Source organism: Streptomyces sp. NPDC037126 (genome assembly GCF_055605965.1).
Genome location: NZ_JBVJTD010000001.1, coordinates 577662 through 597406, shown reverse-complemented (window position 1 = coordinate 597406; position 19745 = coordinate 577662). Strand labels below are relative to the sequence as shown.

Here is a 19745-nt window from a genome sequence, read left to right as displayed (position 1 = left end):
CCGGCCGGCGGCTTTTCCGGCTCCGGGCCCCGGGGCCGTTCAGCGGGGTGCCGGGGCCCCGACGCGGGCGATGAGGAGGGCGATGTCGTCCTGCGCGGGGGTCGGGGCCAGGCGGTCGATGAGGGTGTCGGCCAGCTCGTCGAGGCACGGATGGGTACCGGCGAGGAGACGGACCAGCTCGTCCAGGCGGTCGTCGAGGTCGTGCTCCCGGGCTTCCACGAGGCCGTCGGTGTAGAGGACGAGCACGGTCCCGGGAGCTACGGGGATCTCGGTGGTCGTGTAGGGGATGCCGCCGATGCCGAGCGGTGCGCCCGAGGGCAGGTCGACGAGGCGGGCGGTGCCGTCGGGGGTGATCAGGGCGGGTGGGGGGTGCCCGGCCCGGGCGAGCCGGCAGCGGTTGGCCGCGGCGTCGCAGACGCCGTACAGGCAGGTGGCCAGGATCGGGCCGTCGAGGTCCTGCATCGCCTGGTCGAGGTGGTGCAGCAGCTCGTCGGGGGGCAGGTCCAGGCGGACGAGGGCGCGCAGTGTGCTGCGCATCTGCCCCATGACGGCGGCAGCGGGGATGCCGTGCCCCATGACGTCGCCGATGGCCAGGGCGGCCCGGTCGAGGGTCATGGCCGCCACGTCGTACCAGTCGCCGCCCACCTCACCCGCGTCGGAGGCGGGCAGGTAGCGGTGGGCGATCTCGATGCCGCGGGGAGGGCTGAAGCTGCGGGGCAGCATGCTCCGCTGCAGCGTCAGTGCCGTGTCGTGCTCGCGGGCGTAGCGGAGGGCGTTGTCGATCGCCGCGGCGGCCCTGGCCGCGATCTCCCGGGCGTCGGACAGCTCGTCCTCCGCGAACGGGCTGGGGTTGTCCGCTCGCCAGAGGCCGACCGCCCCCATGAGCGTGCGCCGTGAGGACAGCGGGACGTTGATCAGCGAGTGCATGCCGTAGGCCAGCAGTTTGCCCGCCTGCTGTCCGTGACGGGCCTGCCACACGAAGGAGCTGCGAAGGTCCGGCACGAAGGTCGCGGTAGCGGCCGCGAGAGCGATCTGTGAGCCCACGGGGTCGAGCGGGGGGCCGTCGCGGACCCCGCCCAGTGCGACGCGGCGAGCCCATGCGCCCTGGTCGGCGTGCGGCTCGTCGACGAGCAGGACGGGCAGGGCCAGATCGACGGTGACGAAGTCGGCGAAGCGCGGGACCAGCACGCGCACCAGTTCCCGTGCGGTCTGTTCCGCGTCGAGAGTCGTGCCGATGACGGTGCTGGCCTCGTACAGCAGTCCGAGGCGCTCGTGGGCGTGGCGTGCCTGCTCACGGCTCTCCTGCAGCGAGCGGGCCATGGTGTTGAACGCCGCCCCGAGCTGCCCGATCTCGCCCCTGCCGGACTCCGGCATCCGTGCGGCGAGGTCGCCGCCGGCGAGCCGGGACGCCACACCGGCCGCCTTGCGGACCGGCCAGACCACCGCCCGGATCAGATACCCGGCGAAGATCGCGATGAGGAGCATCGAGCCGGTGAGGCCGGTCGACGCCGCCACGACCGCTTCCCGGACGTCACCGCTGGCCGCGCGTTCACGCGAGGCGACCAGGGCTTCCTGGGCCGAATCGTAGCGGTCGAACTGCTTCCTGAGCGCGTCGACGCGCCGCTTCCCCTCCAGCGTCGCCCCCACGTCGCGGGCGCGGGGATCCCCCCGGCTCGCCGCCGCGACCAGCGGGATCGAGTAGTCGTGGATGAGGGACTCGCCGGCCTGCCTGATCTGCCGGGCCAGCGCCTTCTGGCCGGGGGTGGTGCTGAGGCGCTCGAGTTGCCGTGCCTGGCCGGCGAACGCGGTCCGGGCGTTCTGCCACGGTTCGAGGAACTGCTTCTCCCCGGTGATGACGAAGCCGCGCTGGCCCGTCTCCAGGTCGACGACGAGTCCGTCGACCGTTCGCGCCTGGGCGAGCGCCATCTGAGCTCGGTGGTCGGCTGCCGTCGACTGGCCGAGTCCGATGATCGTCCAGAGCAGCATCCCAAAGGCGAGCCCGATCAGCAGGGCGAGCAGCCCACCGGCGACGGCGGCGAGGGGCACCAGCCCCCCACGCGCGCGTCTCTTTCGTGGACCTGACATGCGCATCCCCTGCCCTGCGCACGAATGGGTGGTCGAGCCACCGGCGGGGCGGTCTCGCGGTGAGCCCGTCCCCTTGAGTCTAGGGTCGGTGCGCCGGACCCGCCGGGGCAGGGACCCGGCGGGTCCGGCGCCGTCCGCAGCACCGAGGGCCGCCACCGGGAGCGTTCCGGGTGGCGGCCCTCGGCCGTGTGTGTGGGACCGCCGTCAGGGCGCCGTCACACCACGATCACGACGACGGGGACGTTGTTGTAGTTGTTGCGGAAGAAGTTGCCGCGGTTGAAGCAGTTGCCGCCCCACCAGTTGTTGAAGTAGCAGCCACGGTTGGTGATGTGCTGGGTCGGAGTGGCCGCGGACGCGGCGCCCGCGGAGCCGATCGCGGCTCCACCGGCCATCAGCACGCCGACGGCGGACATTGCGGCGAGTCGCCTCGCGCGATGTGCATTCATGGATCCACCTTCCTTCCACCCTCGTGCGGTTTCCGGGCACGAGTCGGATGGCCCGCGACCTCGGAGTGAGAGTCCGGCGCGGCCGTAGGGCGCCGCACGAGTACCAGAAGGAGGGGCATACATCATCGGGCACCCCTCGGTGCGGCTTCATTTCGATGCTAAGCGCCCGCCGACACCCCGGCATCCTGGGCAACCTTTGCCGCTTCCCATGCTTCCTATTCTCGGGGGATCATCCTCCTGCACTCCGCCGGACGAGAGAGGTTGAACGGGGATGTCTGAACTGGACGACTGGGAGCGGGAGTTCGATCACAGGTGGGCGAACTCCGCCCAGCACAAGGAGCCCTCGGCCCGGGCACGGATGCTCGCGGCGCGCTGGAAGGAGAACCCGCCGAACCCGGCGCCGTTCCGAGCCGACCCGGACACCCGGGAGCCGCGCCGCTCGTCCTGGGTGTCGACGGCGGTCGTGCTGGGCTGTGTCGCCGTGGTGATCGTCCTGCTGGGGTACGCCCAGGTGCGATCGGGGTACTGAGGCCAAAGGGCCGCCGGCCGCCGGCCGCCGGCGAGGTGGGGGGCGGGGCCGTGACGTGGGCCGGGGACGACCGGACCCGCTCCCACCGGGAAGCTTTGCCCGCAGCAGGGCCGATCCGGGCCTGTTCATGGGAGGCGGCAGGTGCACACTGGACAGCGGGACGAGTGCCTGACTGCGGGGTGATGCAAGATGCAGAGCCGCTTTAGGAGCGACCGGCGGCTGACCGTGCGGATGACGGTCACCATGTTCCTGCTGGGACTGCTGTACGTGGGCTTCGTCGCCGCCCTGATCGTGCTGCTGAAGTCCTGGCTGCTGGTCGTCGTTTTGATCGGTGCCATGTTCGTGGCGCAGTTCTGGTTCTCCGACCGGATCGCGATGTTCGCCATGCACGGACGGGTCGTGGAGCGGGAGGAGTATCCCGAACTGCACGCGGTCGTCGACCGGCTGTGCGCGATCGCCGACATGCCCAAACCGGTGGTCGCCGTGTCCGCGATGGACATGCCGAACGCGTTCGCGACCGGCCGCAATCCCGACCACGCCGTGGTCTGTGTGACCACGGGCCTGCTGCGACGGCTGGAGCCCGCCGAACTGGAGGGCGTGCTCGCGCACGAGCTGTCGCACGTGGCGCACAAGGACGTCGCCGTGATCACGATCGCCTCCTTCCTGGGCGTGATCGCGGGACTGCTCGTACGGTTCGCCTTCTACTCCCAGATCTTCGGCGGGGGCCGCAGGGACCAGAACACCGCGGCGGTCTTCGCCGCCGTGATGGGTGTCTCGGCCGCGGTGTACGCGATCAGCTTCCTGCTGATCAGGGCGCTGTCCCGGTACCGGGAGCTGGCGGCCGACCGCGCCGCCGCGCATCTGACCGGCCGGCCCTCGGCGCTGGCCTCCGCGCTCACCAAGGTCACCGGGGACATCGCCCGGATCCCGACCAAGGACCTGCGCACGGCCCAGGCCTTCAACGCCTTCTACTTCACGCCGGCGACCGGCAAGGAGCCCGGCATCGAGCGCTTCTTCTCCACCCACCCGACCCTGGAACAGCGGCTGGACCAGCTCGGCAGGATCTCCGCCGAGCTGGGCGAGGCCGCCCTTCCGGGGGCGGCGGACTGAACATGACACTGCGACGGAAGGCGGGCTGAGCGTTGGGGCTGCTGGACATCCTGCTGGGGCGCACCAAACCGGTCGCCCCGGACCTGGACCAGCTGTTCGCGCTGCCTTCGGCGGCCGTGACACTCCAGGCGGCGGCCGGGTTCACGCCTACCGGAGGCGGCGCGGTGTGCTTCGCCACGGTGGAGGGCGCGGCCTTCGAGCAGACCCACCGGGAGGTGCAGGCGCTGCTCGACGCGGACGCCGAGCGCTCGGGGCCGCCGGTGGAGCTGCGCCGGGACGGCTACGGGTACTCCTGGCTGGTGTCCGAGCGGACCCCCGACCAGCTGCCGCAGCTGGTCAACGATCTGCACGCGGTGAACAGCTCCATGGAGGTCAACGGCTTCGGCCCGCAGCTGCTGTGCTCGCTGGCCGTGTTCACCGACGACGGCGGCCGCCGGCTGGCGCTCGTCTACCTGTACAAGCGGGGCACCTTCTACCCGTTCGCGCCGCTGCCCGGGGCCGGTGAGCGGCGGGACAACCCGCTGGAGCTCCAGGTGAAGTCCCTGCTCGCGAGCGATCTGCGGGTCGAGCCGGACCTGGGCCGGTGGTTCCCGGTGTGGGGTGCCCCCGGTCTGTGACCGGGGGCACCCGTGCTCACCCGCTCTTCTCACGCTGCTGCCGGCGGGTCTCGAAGGGGCGTTCGCGCCGGTAGCGGCGCTCCCAGCGGGCCTGCCGGTCCCGGCGCTCCCGGTAGGCCCGGTAGCTGTCGGGCGGCGGGCCTGCGGCGGGCGGCGCCGTGCCGGGCGAACCGCGACCGGGTCTCGTGTACAGACACAGCAGTGCGACGGCGGCGAGCCACCAGAGGTGGTCTCCGAATCCGAGGATGACCAGGACGACCGTCCCGGTCGCGACGACGCCACGCATGACGGACCTCCGCGGGGTGGGTGTGCCGGGGTGGGATGGGTCGGCTTCGTGCCGTTTTCAGCGTAGGGAGGGCGCTCCCGGGGCTGCATCCCGTTTTCCGGCGCGGGTACGACGGCGGGGCGCGGCGGCTGCCGTCGGCGCCCGGCGGAGGCCGGGCGCCGGTCTCAGACCTCCGGGGCCGCCGGGACCACGCCCGCCGCGATGGCCGCGCCGAGGGTGGCGTGGTCGGTGACGGTCTGTTCGGCGTAGGCGAGCGCGAACTCGGCGACGGCCCGGTCGAAGGTGTCGGAACCGCCGAGGTAGGCGGCCACGGCGATGCGGTCGCCGGAGCGGGCGTGGCCCCGGGCCAGGGCGGTGCCGCACAGCCTCGCGTACCGGAGCAGGGCCGCCGGGCCCATGCCGGCGACGTCCGCCGCGTCCTTGGCGTCCCTCAGCTGGCGCCAGTAGAAGGCGCGGCCCTGCGGGCCGGTCATCGAGCCGAGGAAGAGGTCGGGGGCGGACTGGAGCAGCCGCTGCCCGGCGACCACCCGCTGCCCGGGATGCAGGTACGGCCCGTTCGGCAGGTGCTCCTCCAGCACCGACTTGCGCGCCTCCCTGATCCGCAGGAACAGCGGGTCGCCGGCGTCCCGCCCGGCGAGCAGCACGACGAAGCAGCGCATGCCGACGCTGCCGACGCCGATGACCTCCCGGGCCGCGTCGGCGAACCGGTAGCGGTCGAGGAGGCGGCGGCGCTCCTCGGGGAGGGTGGAGCGGTAGTCGCTGAAGATCTTGCGCAGCGAGGCGGTGTCCGAGGCCCCGGCCGGTTCCAGGAGCGGGGGGTCGTGGATGATCCGCCGCTGGCCGTCGACCACCTCGCTGAGCTTGCCGAGGGTGTGCGGACGGGTGCGGCGGCGGGGGCGGGTGAGAGTGGCGCCCGAGCGGCGCCCGGGCCGGCCGGAGCGGACGAGCGGCAGCAGGCTCGCGGTGTCGGCCCGCTCGTACCAGACGGCCAGTTCGCCGAGTCCGGCCAGCCGGCGCATGGCCGTGCGGTACCCGGTGGCGGCGGCCTGGGCGGCCGCGCGGGTCCCGGCCCGGCCGTGCCCGTTCTCCCGGGCCGCCAGGGCCACGCTGGCCGCGAGCCGTTTGACGTCCCACTCGAAGGGCCCGGGGAAGGTCTCGTCGAAGTCGTCGAGCTCGAACACGAGCCCGCCCTCGGGGGTGCCGTACAGCCCGAAGTTCAGCAGGTGTGCGTCGCCGCACAGCTGGACCGTGAGCCCGGTGTGCGGCTGGGCGGCGAGGTCGGCGGCCATCACGGCGGTGGCCCCGCGCAGGAAGGCGAGCGGGGAGGCGGCCATCCTGCCGTACCGCACCGGCAGCAGCTCGGGCAGCCGGTCGCGGCCCTGCCGCTCCAGCACGCCGACGGGATCGGGCCGCCCGACGGACGGCAGCCAGAAGGCGTGCGCCGATCGGGAGACGTGCTTGCGGGCCTGCTTGCCGCGCCGGGCGCGCTCCACGGGGGCGTCGCGCCCGGAGCGGTCCTCGGGGGAACTCATACGGCGACCCCTTTCCGCGGTCTCCCGCTGCTCCCGTCACCTCCTGCTCGCAGTCAAGGCGGAGGTACCACCCCCGCGCACGCGGAACCCGGCGAACGGGTGACGCGGCCGACCCGGCACGCCGGGCACGCGCTCGGTGGAGGGGCCGACGATGCCCCGGAGGCCGCCGGGCCCGCCGGGCAGCGGCTCGGTGCCGGAGTCCGGCGCGCCCCGGAAGCCGGCACGGCACGCACTCGGCTCGGGAGCCCGAGGCACCCCTGAGGCCGGCACGGCTCGCACTGGACTCGGGAGCGCGGCGCAGATCCCGAGGCCGGTGGTCCCGCCCGATGGAGAGACGCCGGGCGCACCGGAGGCCGGTGGGGCACGCACTAGGCTCGGGAGCCCGGCGCGGACCCCGAGGCCGGTGAAGCGCGCCGGGCGCCCGCGCGGTGGGGGGGCCCGGCGGCCCGGAGGGCGGCGCGGTCCACCGGGCGCCCGTTCGGGGCGGGGCCCGGTGGTGGGGTCAGCGGTTGTAGCGCATGAACGCCCGCACCATGCGGCACGTGGTGTCGGACGGCGGGCGCATGCCGATCCTCTCGGCGGTGCGCCGGATGGTGTCGTCGCGGGCCTGGTCCGGCAGGTAGACGCCGGAGTCGAGCAGGGCTATGGCGAGGCGCATGGCCTTGAGGCGCCGGTTGTGGGTGACGTACCACTCGCGGGGCCGTCCGGCCGGCAACGGCCGCTTCGCCACGGGCTCGTAGGGCGAGTCGAACAGCACGGAACGCTTGGCGGTGGACTGGGTCGGCGACGGCTTCGGCTTCAGGGCGGCAGCGGGCACGGGCATCCTCCTGTCGCGGTCAGGGCACCGGCCGGACAGTCCGGCGACGCCCTCGAACACTGCTTCTATTCTACGACCCCCCACTGACAAAAGCCCCTGGCCACAAGGGCTTTCGAGGCCCCCGTGACTCAGGGGGAAGACGGTGTTCGCGTACCGTGTGGCGCATGGAAATCTGGATCAATCCGGCCTGCTCCAAGTGCCGCAGCGCGATCAGCCTGCTCGACGCCGAGGGCGCCGACTACACCGTGCGGCGCTACCTGGAGGACGTGCCGAGCGAGGACGAGATCAGGGCGGTGCTCGAACGGCTGGACCTCGAGCCGTGGGACGTCACCCGGACCCAGGAGGCGGCCGCAGGGGAGCTGGGGCTCAAGGAGTGGGCCCGGGACGCGAGTACGCGCGACCGCTGGATCAGGGCGCTCGCCGAGCACCCCAAGCTCATCCAGCGCCCGATCATCACCGCCGACGACGGCACCGCCCTGGTCGCCCGCAGCGAGGAGGCCGTACGGGAGGCCATCTCCCACAACAAGAGCTGAACGAAGATCAACTCCTGTGTGACGCAGGTTACTTGGCTGACTTCGGCGACCGCTGAGCAACCCCGTTCGGTATCTCGTACATAGCGGCGTACGCTCCCCTACCTCTTCAGGAGGCGCGGATGTCGCGCAGGAGAACTCTCGGCACGAAGAAGAAGGTCGCGCTGCTCGTCAGTGCCGCGGCGGTGGCGGGCGGCGGGGCCTTCGCGCTCGCGACCACGTCCAACGCCGCCCAGCCCGCGCAGCAGGCGAAGACCCTGTCCGCCGCGGACTCGACCGTCTGCCAGGGACTCGCCACCGCCCACGGAAACAACGACAGCTTCATCGCGGACCAGCGGGCGCACCCGGACTCCCAGTCCGCCGCCCGGATCGCCAACCGCCAGGCGGTCCTGAAGCAGATCGAGGTCCAGCAGAAGGCCGCGGGCTGCACGGTTGGGGAGTCGGCTCAGGGCTCCCAGTCCGGACAGCAGGCGCAGAACGGCCAGCAGGCGGGACAGCAGGGCGCGGGCCAGCAGAACGGCCAGCAGGCGGGACAGCAGGGCGCGGGGCAGCAGGGCGCGCAGCCCTCGCAGTCCGCCGCCGGCGGTGCCGCCTCCGGCCAGCAGGTCTGCAAGGGCTCCACCGTGACCCTGTCCGGCGAGGCCGGCGCCCCGGCCGCGTCCAGCAGCCAGTTCCCGGCGGGCACCACCCTGAAGGTCACCAACCTGGACAACAACAAGTCCACCACGGTGAAGGTGACCTCGGTGTCCGGCAGTTGCGTCCTGCTGAACAACGCGGCCTTCGAACAGGTGCGGGAGCCCGGCAAGTTCCTCATCCGGCACGCGGTGATCGAGAAGGTGGGGTGAGACTCAGGCCGACAGGAAGCCCGTGAGCCGGGCGGCCAGGGCCGACGGTGCCGCCTGCGGCAGCGCGTGGTGCGAGACGCCGGGCAGTACGGCGGTCTGCACGCGCGGCAGCGTGGCACCGGCCCCGGCCGCCACCGCCGTCGGGTCGTGGGTCCTGCTGTTCGCGGCCACGAGCAGCAGGACCGGCACGCCGAGCGCGCGCAGCGCGTCCGGCGCCGGGCGCGGGCCGGTCACCGGCCGCGCGGCGGGAAAACCGGCGGCGGCCTCCTGGAGCCGCAGCCAGCCAGGGTCCGGGGATCCTCCGGTCTCCCACTCCAGGAAGGCACGCACCCTGCGGGGCGAGGGCCGCAGCAGCATCGGCAGGGCGTGGAGCAGGTACGCCGCCTTGTACCCGGCGAAGCACAGGGTCGGGTCCAGGAGGAACAGGCGGCGCACCCGCGCGGGGGCGCCCAGGGCGTACTGCAGGGCGATCCAGCCGCCGTAGGAGTGCCCGCCCACATCGGCGCGGTCGGCGCCCAGCCCGTCCAGCAGGGCGTCCAGCCAGCGGACCAGGTCGGCGACCGTACGGGGGTGACGGTCGGCGGCCGGGGCGCTCAGGCCGGCGGCGCCGAACAGGTCGGCCGCGTAGACCCGGCGGATCCGGGCCAGTTCGCCGGCCTGGGCGTACCAGGAGGCGGAGGTCGCACCGCCGCCGCCCGGCAGCAGGAGCAGCGGGGGCGCGTCGCGCGGCCCGCAGGCGTTGACGCGGGTGTCGCCGAACGGGGTGCGCACGGTCAGCGCCTCACGGTCCGCGGGCCACTTCGCCAGCACCCGGTCGTACGCGATCCGGAAGGCGCCGCGGTCGAATCCGGTCACGTGTCGCCTCCTATCATCTCGTTGAGCGAGATGTTCGCCGAACGAGATGATAGCCCCGGAGGCCTCGGATGCAGCCCGAACTGGAGATCGTCCATCTGCTGCGCGCGGCCACCGTCGAACTCGGCCTGCACAGCGCCCGGTTCGCGGACCGCCACGGGATGCACGCGACGGACGTGCGCGCCCTGATCGCGCTCATGGACGCTCGGCGCGCGGGCGAGGAGCTGACCGCCGGACGGCTCGGGGCCGCGCTGGGCCTCAACTCGGCGGGTACGACGGCGCTGCTCGACCGGCTGGAGCGGGCCGGCCATGTGCGCCGCGAGCGCGGCACGACCGATCGGCGCAGGGTCGTGGTCGCGGTGGAGGAGGGCGCCGTGGAACTCGGGTGGGCCTTCTTCGGGCCGCTGATCGAGCGCTCGGTGGAACTGCTGCGCGGTTACGACGACCACCAGCGGGCCGCGATCCGGGACTTCCTCGACGGGGTGCGCGAGGCCGCGGCGCGACAGCCCGGCCCGCGATCGGCCCCGCCACGTGAGTCGTGACACACGAACGCCAGGTAACACGGGGTTCACATTCGAGCAATGACCGGGAAACCGCCTGTTGACAGGCTGCGCGGCAGATCGAGCGGCGCCCCCGTGCCGCAGCGCCGCAGCACCCCCGGGTGCGCCCGACCCACCCCGAAGGATGTGGCCCCGTGGCCTTCAAGGCTGAGTACATCTGGATCGACGGCACCGCGCCGACCGCCAAGCTGCGTTCCAAGACGAAGATCATCACGGGTCCCCCGGCCGGCCTCGACGCGCTCCCGATCTGGGGCTTCGACGGCTCCTCCACCAACCAGGCCGAGGGCCACGCCTCGGACCGCGTGCTCAAGCCGGTCTTCACCTGCCCGGACCCGATCCGCGGCGGCGACGACATCCTGGTGCTGTGCGAGGTCCTCGACATCGACATGACCCCGCACCGGTCCAACACGCGTGCCGCGCTGGCCGAGGTGGCCGAGCGGTTCGCCGGCCAGGAGCCGATCTTCGGCATCGAGCAGGAGTACACGTTCTTCGAGGGCACCCGTCCGCTCGGCTTCCCCGAGAACGGCTTCCCGGCCCCCCAGGGCGGCTACTACTGCGGTGTCGGCGCCGACGAGATCTTCGGCCGGGACGTCGTCGAGGCCCACCTGGACAACTGCCTGAAGGCGGGCCTCGGCATCTCCGGCATCAACGCCGAGGTCATGCCCGGCCAGTGGGAGTTCCAGGTCGGCCCGCTCGCCCCGCTGGAGGTCTCCGACCAGCTGTGGGTGGCCCGCTGGCTGCTGTACCGCACCGCCGAGGACTTCGGCGTCTCCGCGACCCTCGACCCCAAGCCGGTCAAGGGCGACTGGAACGGCGCCGGCGCGCACACCAACTTCTCCACCCGCGCGATGCGCGAGGGTTACGACGCGATCATCACCGCCTGCGAGTCGCTCGGCGAGGGCTCCAAGCCGCTGGACCACGTGAAGAACTACGGCGCGGGCATCGACGAGCGGCTGACCGGTCTGCACGAGACCGCCCCCTGGGACGAGTACTCCTACGGTGTCTCCGACCGCGGCGCCTCGGTCCGCATCCCGTGGCAGGTCGAGAAGGACGGCAAGGGCTACATCGAGGACCGCCGCCCGAACGCCAACGTCGACCCGTACGTGGTGACCCGCCTCCTGGTGGACACCTGCTGCTCCGCGCTGGAGAAGGCCGGCCAGGCCTGATTCCCCCCACCCGACAGGGGGCGTCCGCCACTCGGCGGGCGCCCCCTTCGCGTGTGCCCGGGCCGCCGGTCCGGGCGAACACCGTCCAAGCAGTGAGAGAGGGCTCCTGCGGGCGGCCCCCGTCTGCTTCAATGGGCGCATGGCCAGCTTCCGGAAGACCACCGCGACGGGTCGCCATGACCTCGAGCCCTTCTGGCCCTCCCGTCAGCACCACGACTTCGACCGGGTGTGTTGCCGCGCGGCGAACGCGCGGGCCCTCTAAAGCCGTACACCCCGGCCTTCGGCCAGCGCGGAACGACGTACGTCCTCCGGCGCGCCCGACCACGAATCGCGGCCGCCGCACCTTCCGACGAACTCCTCGCGCGAAAGAGCTGACCTCTCATGGCGACCACTCGTTCCCTCTCCCCCGCCCCCACGCTCACCGCCCCCGTCCGGCACCGGCTGCGCGCCGTCGACCGGGACGAGGTGGTGGACGTCGCGGACTTCCTGCCGCCGGGCGCCACCTGGCTGCCCGCGCCGCAGCACACCCTGCCCGCCCTGCCCGGACAGCCGCCGATGGTCGGCTACCTGGTGCTCGTCCCGGCGGACCAGCACCCGCCGTTCCTGCCGGTCGCCGTGCCGGAGCAGGCCCCGGCCCCGGCGCCCAAAGACGCCCTCGTCAGCATCGACCCGGTGCAGCGCACCGCGAGCGTCGAGGGCAGCGAACTCGACCTGACCTACCTGGAGTTCGAGCTGCTCGCGCATCTCGTGGCGCACCCGAACCGGGTCCACACCCGCGACCAGCTGGTCACCACGGTGTGGGGGTACGGCCACGTCGGCGACGGCCGCACCGTCGACGTGCACATCGCCCGGCTGCGCCGCAAACTGGGCGCGCGGCACCGCCAGACGATCCAGACGGTGCGCCGGGTCGGCTACAAGTACGCCCCGCCCGCCGGCCGCTGACCCGCTCTGCCCTCGGCAGAGTCCCGTACCGGACCGCGCCGAAAGCGGGCAGGCTGGCCGGCATGAGACTTCTGGCGCTGGGCGGTACGGAGTTCGTGGGGCGGGCCGTGGTGGAGGCCGCGCTCGGGCGCGGCTGGGAGGTGACCGTCCTCAACCGGGGACGGCACCGGCCCCCCGCCGGGGCGAGGGCGTTGCGCGGCGACCGCACCGCCCCGGACGGTCTGGCCGCGCTCGCGCGGGACGCGGGGACCTGGGACGCCGTGGTGGACACCTGGTCGGCCGCCCCCCGCGCGGTCCAGGAGGCGGCTCGGCTGCTGCGGGGCCGCGCCGGGCGGTACGTGTACGTCTCCAGCCGTTCCGTGTACGCCTGGCCCTGGCCGTCCGGGGTCGGCGAGGACGGCCCGCTGGTCGAGGGCGCGTCGGCCGGTGCCGGACAGACCGACTACGCCCGGGACAAGCGGGGCGGCGAGCTGGCCGCCGTGGAGGCCTTCGGCGCCGGGGACTCGCTGCTCGTGCGGGCCGGGCTGATCCTCGGCCCGTACGAGAACGTCGGCCGGCTGCCCTGGTGGCTGACCCGGATCGCCCGGGGTGGCCCGGTCCTGGCCCCCGGGCCACGTGAACTGCCGCTCCAGTACATCGATGCGCGCGACCTCGCCGAGTGGGTCCTCGGCGCGGTGGAGCGGGCGTCGAGCGGGCCGTACAACCTGGTCGGTCCGCCCGGCCACACCACCATGGGCGAGCTGCTGGAGGCCTGCGCCGACGTCACCGGCGGGCACGCCGAGCTGCGCTGGACCGACCCCGAGGCGATCCTCGCCGCCGGGATCGAGCCGTGGACCCAGCTGCCGGTGTGGGCGCCGCCGGGCGGCGAGTTGTACGACGCAGCCCACCGGGCGGACGTGTCGCGGGCGGTGGCGACGGGGCTGCGGTGCCGGCCGGTGGGCGAGACGGTCGAGGACACCTGGCGCTGGCTCACGGCGATCGGCGGAGCGGCACCGCGGCGGCCGGACCGGACGCCGCCCGGCCTCGACCCCGCGCTGGAGGCGAAGGTGCTGGCCGCGGCCGGGGGTGTACCTGGCACCACCCCCTGAACGGGGGCCCGGGCCAGTGACCCGGCGACCGGGACTCGGCGAGACTGGCGGTCATGAACACGGACATGAAGAGCGGCCCGGTACGGGCGTGGGCACGGGAGGCGCTGCTGGCCTTCGTACGGGGGCTGGTGCTGGCGTTGGTGGTGCTGCCCTTCGGGGTGGCGTTCCTCGCCCTGACCCTCGTGTCCGTCGCGCTCGTCCCGGTCGGCGTCGGGCTCGTCACCACGCCGTGGGTGCTGACCGGTGTGCGGGCGCTGGCGGACACGCGCAGGGGGCTCGCGGCGCGGTGGTGCGGGGTGCGGATCCGGTCCGCCTACCGGCCGCTGCCCGCGGGCGCCAACCCCTGGACCCGCACCTTCGCGATGCTGCGCGACCCGCAGACCCTGCGGGACGTGCGGTGGCTGCCGGTGGACGTCACGGCGGGCTTCCTCACCGCGCTGCTGCCGGCCGTCGTGGTGTTCTTCCCGGTCGAGGGGTTCCTGCTGGCGGCCGGGCTGTGGCGGGCGTACGTGCGCGGCCCGGGCGACACGTACTGGTACGCGTTCGTCCCGGTCACCGGCCAGGCGTCGGCCCTCGGTGCCGGCGCGCTCGGCGCCGTGCTCCTCGTCGCCGCCTGGCGCTTCGCTCCGCGCCTGCTGGCCGCGCACTTCCGGCTCACCGGGGCCGTCCTCGGCGCGGGGCGGGGCGAACTCGCCGAGCGCGTCCGGGTGCTGACCGAGACCCGCCGGGACGCCGTGGACACCTCGGCCGCCGAACTGCGCCGCATCGAACGGGACCTGCACGACGGCGCCCAGGCCCGGCTGGTCGCGATGGGCATGGACCTCGGCACGATCGAGATGCTGCTCGACAGGGACCCGCAGCAGGCGAAGCGGCTCCTGTCCCAGGCCCGCCGGAACTCCGTGGAGGCCCTGGAGGAACTGCGCGACCTGGTCCGGGGCATCCATCCGCCGGTGCTGGCCGAACGCGGACTCGGCGACGCCGTCAGGGCGCTGGCGCTGCGGATGCCGCTGCCCGCCGAGGTCACCGTGGAGCTGTCCGGCCGGGCGCAGGCGCCGGTGGAGTCGGCCGCGTACTTCGCGGTCAGCGAGGTGCTCACCAACGCCGTCAAGCACTCGGGCGCCGAACGGATCTGGGTCGACCTGCACCACGAGGGCGGGATGCTGCGGATGTCGGTCACCGACAACGGCCGGGGCGGCGCCGTGGCCGGGGCCGGCTCGGGGCTCGCCGGGATCGAGCGGCGGCTCGGTACGTTCGACGGCGTCCTGGCCGTCAGCAGCCCCGCGGGCGGTCCCACCCTGGTGACCATGGAGATCCCGTGCGCGTTGTCCTAGCCGAAGACCTCTTCCTGCTGCGCGACGGGCTGGTCCGGATGCTGGAGGCCTACGGCTTCGAGATCGCCGCCGCCGTCGAGTCGGGGCCCGAACTCACCCGGGCACTGGCCGAGTCGGCGCCGGACGTGGCCGTGGTGGACGTACGCCTGCCGCCCACGCACACCGACGAGGGTCTGCAGTGCGCGCTCGCGGCCCGGCGGGCGCGGCCCGGGCTGCCGGTGCTGGTCCTCTCCCAGCACGTGGAGCAGCTGTACGCGCGCGAGCTGCTCGCCGACGGCGCGGGCGGGGTCGGCTATCTGCTGAAGGACCGGGTGTTCGACGCGGAGCAGTTCGTGGACGCCGTGCGCCGGGTGGCGGCGGGCGGCACGGCGATGGACCCCCAGGTGATCCAGCAGCTGCTGTCCCGCGGGGCGGCCGGCGACCGGCCGCTGGGCAATCTCACCCCGCGCGAGCGGGAGGTGCTGGAGCTGATGGCGCAGGGCCGTTCGAACGCGGGCATCGCGGCCCAGCTCGTGGTGACGGAACGGGCCATCGCCAAGCACACCTCCAACATCTTCGGCAAACTGGGACTGGAAGTGTCGGACGATGACAACCGGCGCGTTCTGGCGGTGCTCGCCCACCTCGACCGAGAGCGTTGATTTTTTTCCGAACTTCCGCTGCTCAGAGGACGGTTGAGGCCCTTGGGGCGGGGCGATCCTGTGATGAATTCGTGAGACCGCTGAACACCCCTGGTGCGGCGTGCGTATGGAAGGGCGCCGCTTCACTCCTGTCGGGCGCCTCGATGCTGCCCCGCAAGGAAGTCAGAGGAGTTCCATGGGACGCAACACACGAAAACGCCGTACGCCGCTGGCCGCCAAGGCCATAGCCGCATCGGCGGCCCTAGCGCTCGGTGGGGGCGGGCTGATCTGGGCGAACTTCTACGCCTCGGCGCACGAGTCGAACAACCAGACGTGGGGAGGCAACCAGACGAAGGCCGCGACGGCGCAGGTCGCGACCATCTCCTGCCCCGACGTCCAGCAGAAGCTGACCAACGTGCCGAGGAGGGCCCGCTGGGGGGTGGCCAGGGAGCTGTCGAACCTCGACAAGCAGATCACCGACGCCTACACCCGGCTCGCCTCCACCCGGCAGTCGCAGGCGAACGACCCGAACTTCGTGCAGAACGCGATCGTCGGGCCGCTGAAGGCCAAGCGGGCGGCGACGATCGACCGGATCAGGATCGACATCCAGCGCGTCGGCGGGTCCTTCGACAACTCGCTGAAGCAGCTCGCCGCCTGTACGACGCAGTCCGCCAACCAGACCACCGCTGGGGGGAACAGCGGTGGCCAGCAGCAGAACACCGGCGGCCAGCAGCAGGGCGGCCAGCCGACCAACGGCGGTCAGCCGAGCAACGGCGGTCAGCAGCAGGGTGGTCAGCAGCAGGGCAACAACGGCGGCCAGGGCGGTGACGGCCCGTCCGCGGCGGACTTCGTGGACATCACGAAGGTCGCGCCCAACGTCCTGTCCAAGCCCAACAGGACCGGCAGCGCCTCGACGGGCACGTTCACCACGCGCTGCGGTGTGAACGCGAACCAGGTCCACAACAGCGACAACGTGATCGTCGCGCCCGGTGTGACCAACGGCGCCCACCACGTGCACGACTACGTCGGCAACCAGAAGATCGACGCGTTCGCCAGCAACCAGACCTTCCTGCAGGGCGGTACCAGCTGCCAGAACCGCAACGACCTCTCGGCGTACTACTGGCCGGTCATCCGCGAGCAGGACGGCACCCAGGAGAAGGACGCGAACGCGGACGGCGGTGGCAAGGACCTCAACGTCGGCAAGATCCTGGTGGCCCAGCAGGCGCAGATCAAGTACGTCGGTAGCCCGGCCAGCCAGGTCGTCGCGATGCCGCAGTTCCTGCGGATCATCACCGGTGACGCCAAGGCCTTCGTCAACGGGCCGGCCAACGCCAACGCGCACTGGAGCTGCACCGGCTTCGAGAACAGGGTGCAGCTGACGGACAAGTACCCGATCTGTCCGCAGGGCAGCAACGTGGTGCGCTCGTTCGCCTTCCAGAGCTGCTGGGACGGGCAGAACATCGACAGCGCCAACCACCGCACGCACGTGGCCTTCCCCGATCCCGCGAGCGGTGTCTGCCCGAACGGTTTCAAGGCGATCCCGCAGCTGACGATGCGCCTCGTCTACAACGTGCCGCAGCCCGTCGTCCAGGCGGACGGCACGGTGAAGAACGCCTACGCGGTCGACGGCTTCCCCGAGGAGCTGCACAAGGCCATCACCGACCACGACGACTTCATCAGCGTCACGACCGGCGGCCTGGCCAACCGGATCGCCAACTGCATCAACCGCGGTCAGAACTGCGCGTGATCACCCCGTGATCCACTGAACCGCCGCAGACAGAAGGCCGGTGACGGAACCCCCTCCCGTCACCGGCCTTCGCCGTGCGCGCGGACCGCTCAGCCGGTGTGCGCGGAGTGGTCGGTGCCGATCTCCACGTCCCCGCCGAGGGTGCCGCGCAGCGCCTTGACGACCCCGTCGGCGCCGACGGCGACCCACTTGCGGCCCACGAGGTAGTAACCGCCGTAGTCCTTCGCGTCGTTGATCCACTCGCGCTGGCCGCGGTCGGTGGCGAAGGTGGCGAGGATGAACTTGCCGTCGTGGTTGTCGCAGATGGCCTGGCGGATCTCGTCGGCGTCGGTCTGCATGTCGGGCTTGCACTTCACCTGGGCGGCGAGACTCTCCAGGCTGCCGGTCGCGGCGGGCGGCACCGCCTTGGCGTCCCCGCCGGAGCCGCACCCCGCCAGCGTCAGTACGGCTGTGGCGCAGAGCACCGCCTTGGTCAACCTCATCTGTTCCTCCGGTCCTGGTGGGCCGAGCATGCCTCAGCTCCCTCGGATACGGCTCCCGCGCGCGGAGCGCTCAAATCCGGTGACCGATGGTGCACGCGGGTGCGGGGGAAGCCCTGCGTGGACGGCCAACTACGCGTGCGCCCTTGCCGATCGGGAGGCACGAGCCCGCCGTTTGACGGTGACCAACCAAGGGGTCGCTCGTTCTCCAGGATGTGCAGTCACAGGATGTAGCCCAGCGTCACGCACCCGCCTCCGACGGACCGGTCGACGTCGAGCAGGCCGAGGCCTCGCTCGTCGAGCACTACCCACGGCTGGTCCGGATCGCCTACCTCGTCCTGCCGCCGGGCCTCGGCCGCGGCCGCCGGGTGCTGACCGCACACGCCCTCGCCCAGCGCGCCCTGCCGCGGGGCGGCAAGCGGACGTCCGTGATCCCGGCCCAGTCCTCGGGCAGGGAGCGCGACCCCGGGTACGCCTACCTCCGCGAGCGGGTGCTGCGCACGGCCCTGGAGGCCGCGCGCCCGCGCCGGGGCCTGCCCCGGCTCTCGCAGCTGCCGCCGCTGCTGCCCCAGGTGTGGGGGCTGCGGCTGTTCCCGCGCTCGGGCGGCGCCGACGAACTCGCCCTGGACCAGCGGCTGTCCACCCTCTCCGGACCGGCCCGCGCCGCCTATGTGCTGCGCGGCCTGGAGAAGCTGCCCGACGCCGAAGTCCGCAAGATCCTCAAGGCCGCCGGGGTCGGCGACCCGGGCGGCGCGCTGGCCTCGGCGAACGGCGTGCCCGCGCAGCCGGGCCTGCTCTCCTCGCCCGAGTTCGACGCCTGCTCGCTCCAGGTCCGGCCCACCGACCTGATGCGCCGCAGGCAGCACACCAAGGCCGTCCTCGCCGCCGCGGCCGCCCTCGTGGTGTGCGGGACGCTGGTCGCCCTGCCGGGCGGCGGCTGGGGCCCGGACGGCGCCGCCGCGCCCACCTCCACCGGGAACCCGGCCGCCGCGGCCGCCCTGGACCCCGCCAGGCTGATCCGCGTCTCACCCGCCGCCTGGGAGTCCTCGGCCCGCACCGACTTCTCCGTGTGGCCCGCGCGTGGCCCGCTCACCGGCGACCAGGCGCTGCTGCGGCGCGCCCTGGCCGCGTGGGCCCGGCCCGGGGGGTCCGTCCGGGTCTCGGCCACCCCCGGCACCCAGACCGGCGGCCCGGCCGGCCCGCCCCAGCTGCTGTACGCGGGCGAGGTCGACAACGCACGTGTGGTGATCCTCTACGACGGCCTGCGCATCGCCCGCTACGCCGAGCCGAGGGACGGCACCCAGGGTGCGGCCCTGGACTTCGCCCGGGCCGACGGCGCGACCGGCGCCGAGGCGAGCGCGCTGGTGCTGGGCCGCGCCGACGGCAACGTCCGCTATCTGACCGCCCCCTGGGTGAAGAAGGCGGCGGCGCGGGACCTGATGAAGCCGACCGCGGCCGCGACACCGCTGACCGTGACCGACGGGGTCACCGCCCCGCTGGCCAGCCCCGCGCTGCGGCCGGGCACCTGCACCTCGTGGACCGTGCTCCAGCTGACCGCCGCCTCCGGCACCGAGCTGTCCACGGACCTCGGCGAACTGGTCCCGGCCCACCTCACCGCCGGCCGTCCCGGCTCGCCGGGCGAGGCCGCGGACGCCGGGGGGCTGCGGGCCTGGGCGCCGTTCGCCTGCTCGCTGACGGCCGAGCGCTCGGCGGGCGTCAGGAGCGTCAACGCCTGGGCCTACGCCCAGCAGCCGCTGCCGGACGGCAGCGGGGCGGGCGAGTGGGTGTGCACCCGGGCCGAGACCTGGCGCGGCGACGGCACGGCCGCGCTGGCGCAGTTCCGCACCCCCGGCGGGCCGTACGGGGCGGTCGCGGCGAAGGCCACGGACGTTCCCGCGTGCGGTCCGCGCGACCCGCACGTGCTGGCCGGGGTGCTGTGGAAGTCCCACGGCGGGCACTGGTACCTGCTCGCCGCAGGCAGCGAGGGCACGACGTCGATCCGGGCGACGGGTGGGGTCGTCGCCGCCGGGCGGGGGCCGCTGCTGGTGGCCCGGGCCAAGCAGGGGGCGCAGGCGGACCTGAAGGCCGCGCTGGCCGGCGGGCGGACGATCGGCGCGCTGCGGTAGGCGGGGCACGAGGCTTGTTGACATCCGCGTAAACAAGACC

The 19745-nt window shown here is 73.3% G+C and carries 20 protein-coding genes; 13 read left to right on the top strand and 7 right to left on the bottom strand.

Annotated features, from left to right (window positions below; all coding sequences use genetic code 11):
• Positions 1–39 precede the first annotated feature (39 nt).
• On the bottom strand, positions 40–2046 hold the full coding sequence (locus ACZ7FF_RS02720) for a SpoIIE family protein phosphatase (protein WP_470808875.1): 2007 nt from the start codon (positions 2044–2046) through the stop codon (positions 40–42).
• Positions 2047–2300: 254 nt separating this feature from the next.
• Positions 2301–2531 (bottom strand): hypothetical protein, encoded by a 231-nt coding sequence (locus ACZ7FF_RS02715; protein WP_470808873.1) that lies wholly within the window; start codon positions 2529–2531, stop codon positions 2301–2303.
• Positions 2532–2802: 271 nt separating this feature from the next.
• On the opposite strand from ACZ7FF_RS02715, the gene ACZ7FF_RS02710 reads away from it, so the two are divergent.
• The 3 genes from ACZ7FF_RS02710 to pspAB all read left to right on the top strand — a co-directional run bounded on the left by ACZ7FF_RS02710 (position 2803) and on the right by pspAB (position 4787).
• Positions 2803–3060 (top strand): SCO2583/SCO2584 N-terminal domain-containing protein, encoded by a 258-nt coding sequence (locus ACZ7FF_RS02710; RefSeq protein WP_470808871.1) that lies wholly within the window; start codon positions 2803–2805, stop codon positions 3058–3060.
• A 189-nt stretch (positions 3061–3249) separates the two neighbouring features.
• Complete coding sequence (gene htpX, locus ACZ7FF_RS02705) at positions 3250–4170, top strand: zinc metalloprotease HtpX (protein ID WP_470808869.1); 921 nt, start codon at positions 3250–3252, stop codon at positions 4168–4170.
• A gap of 32 nt (positions 4171–4202) precedes the next feature.
• Positions 4203–4787: a PspA-associated protein PspAB gene (pspAB, locus tag ACZ7FF_RS02700; protein ID WP_470808868.1), complete on the top strand. Its 585-nt coding sequence runs from the start codon at positions 4203–4205 to the stop codon at positions 4785–4787.
• Positions 4788–4803: 16 nt separating this feature from the next.
• Here the strand turns inward: pspAB and ACZ7FF_RS02695 are convergent, their stop codons facing one another.
• From ACZ7FF_RS02695 to ACZ7FF_RS02685, 3 genes are all read right to left on the bottom strand, one after another.
• Positions 4804–5073 (bottom strand): hypothetical protein, encoded by a 270-nt coding sequence (locus ACZ7FF_RS02695; RefSeq protein ID WP_470808866.1) that lies wholly within the window; start codon positions 5071–5073, stop codon positions 4804–4806.
• Between the two features lie 164 nt (positions 5074–5237).
• The gene (locus ACZ7FF_RS02690; protein ID WP_470808864.1) at positions 5238–6605 is read right to left on the bottom strand and encodes a DUF2252 domain-containing protein; all 1368 of its coding nucleotides are present in this window, start codon (positions 6603–6605) and stop codon (positions 5238–5240) included.
• A gap of 502 nt (positions 6606–7107) precedes the next feature.
• The gene (locus ACZ7FF_RS02685) at positions 7108–7422 is read right to left on the bottom strand and encodes a hypothetical protein (protein ID WP_470808863.1); all 315 of its coding nucleotides are present in this window, start codon (positions 7420–7422) and stop codon (positions 7108–7110) included.
• 164 nt (positions 7423–7586) lie between these two features.
• Between ACZ7FF_RS02685 and ACZ7FF_RS02680 the strand changes: the two genes are divergently transcribed.
• On the top strand, positions 7587–7955 hold the full coding sequence (locus ACZ7FF_RS02680; RefSeq protein ID WP_470808861.1) for an arsenate reductase family protein: 369 nt from the start codon (positions 7587–7589) through the stop codon (positions 7953–7955).
• A 119-nt stretch (positions 7956–8074) separates the two neighbouring features.
• Positions 8075–8797: an RlpA-like double-psi beta-barrel domain-containing protein gene (locus tag ACZ7FF_RS02675; protein ID WP_470808859.1), complete on the top strand. Its 723-nt coding sequence runs from the start codon at positions 8075–8077 to the stop codon at positions 8795–8797.
• Between the two features lie 3 nt (positions 8798–8800).
• Here ACZ7FF_RS02675 and ACZ7FF_RS02670 read toward each other — a convergent pair whose 3' ends face one another.
• Positions 8801–9652, bottom strand: coding sequence for an alpha/beta fold hydrolase (locus tag ACZ7FF_RS02670; protein WP_470808857.1), 852 nt, complete (start codon positions 9650–9652; stop codon positions 8801–8803).
• A 68-nt stretch (positions 9653–9720) separates the two neighbouring features.
• Here ACZ7FF_RS02670 and ACZ7FF_RS02665 point away from each other — a divergent pair, with 68 nt between their 5' ends.
• From ACZ7FF_RS02665 to ACZ7FF_RS02635, 7 genes are all read left to right on the top strand, one after another.
• A complete protein-coding gene (locus ACZ7FF_RS02665) occupies positions 9721–10191 on the top strand; it encodes a MarR family winged helix-turn-helix transcriptional regulator (RefSeq protein ID WP_470808855.1) in 471 nt (156 codons plus the stop codon).
• 152 nt (positions 10192–10343) lie between these two features.
• Entirely contained in the window at positions 10344–11375 is a 1032-nt protein-coding gene (glnII, locus tag ACZ7FF_RS02660) for a glutamine synthetase (protein ID WP_470808853.1), read from the top strand.
• A gap of 381 nt (positions 11376–11756) precedes the next feature.
• The gene (locus ACZ7FF_RS02655) at positions 11757–12317 is read left to right on the top strand and encodes a winged helix-turn-helix domain-containing protein (RefSeq protein ID WP_470808851.1); all 561 of its coding nucleotides are present in this window, start codon (positions 11757–11759) and stop codon (positions 12315–12317) included.
• Positions 12318–12379: 62 nt separating this feature from the next.
• Positions 12380–13405: an NAD-dependent epimerase/dehydratase family protein gene (locus ACZ7FF_RS02650; protein WP_470808849.1), complete on the top strand. Its 1026-nt coding sequence runs from the start codon at positions 12380–12382 to the stop codon at positions 13403–13405.
• Positions 13406–13458: 53 nt separating this feature from the next.
• A complete protein-coding gene (locus tag ACZ7FF_RS02645) occupies positions 13459–14736 on the top strand; it encodes a sensor histidine kinase (protein ID WP_470808847.1) in 1278 nt (425 codons plus the stop codon).
• Positions 14721–15374 (top strand): LuxR C-terminal-related transcriptional regulator, encoded by a 654-nt coding sequence (locus ACZ7FF_RS02640; protein WP_470808845.1) that lies wholly within the window; start codon positions 14721–14723, stop codon positions 15372–15374. The genes ACZ7FF_RS02645 and ACZ7FF_RS02640 overlap by 16 nt, the downstream gene beginning before the upstream one ends.
• Positions 15375–15549: 175 nt before the next feature.
• Positions 15550–17100 carry a DUF1996 domain-containing protein gene (locus tag ACZ7FF_RS02635; RefSeq protein ID WP_470808844.1) on the top strand — a complete coding sequence of 517 codons (1551 nt, stop codon included), beginning with the start codon at positions 15550–15552 and terminating at the stop codon, positions 17098–17100.
• An 89-nt stretch (positions 17101–17189) separates the two neighbouring features.
• On the opposite strand, the gene ACZ7FF_RS02630 is transcribed toward ACZ7FF_RS02635, so the two are convergent.
• Positions 17190–17582, bottom strand: a complete 393-nt coding sequence (locus ACZ7FF_RS02630; protein ID WP_470808842.1) for a hypothetical protein — start codon at positions 17580–17582, stop codon at positions 17190–17192.
• Between the two features lie 212 nt (positions 17583–17794).
• Here ACZ7FF_RS02630 and ACZ7FF_RS02625 point away from each other — a divergent pair, with 212 nt between their 5' ends.
• Positions 17795–19705 carry a hypothetical protein gene (locus tag ACZ7FF_RS02625; protein ID WP_470808840.1) on the top strand — a complete coding sequence of 637 codons (1911 nt, stop codon included), beginning with the start codon at positions 17795–17797 and terminating at the stop codon, positions 19703–19705.
• The last annotated feature ends 40 nt before the right edge of the window (positions 19706–19745 follow it).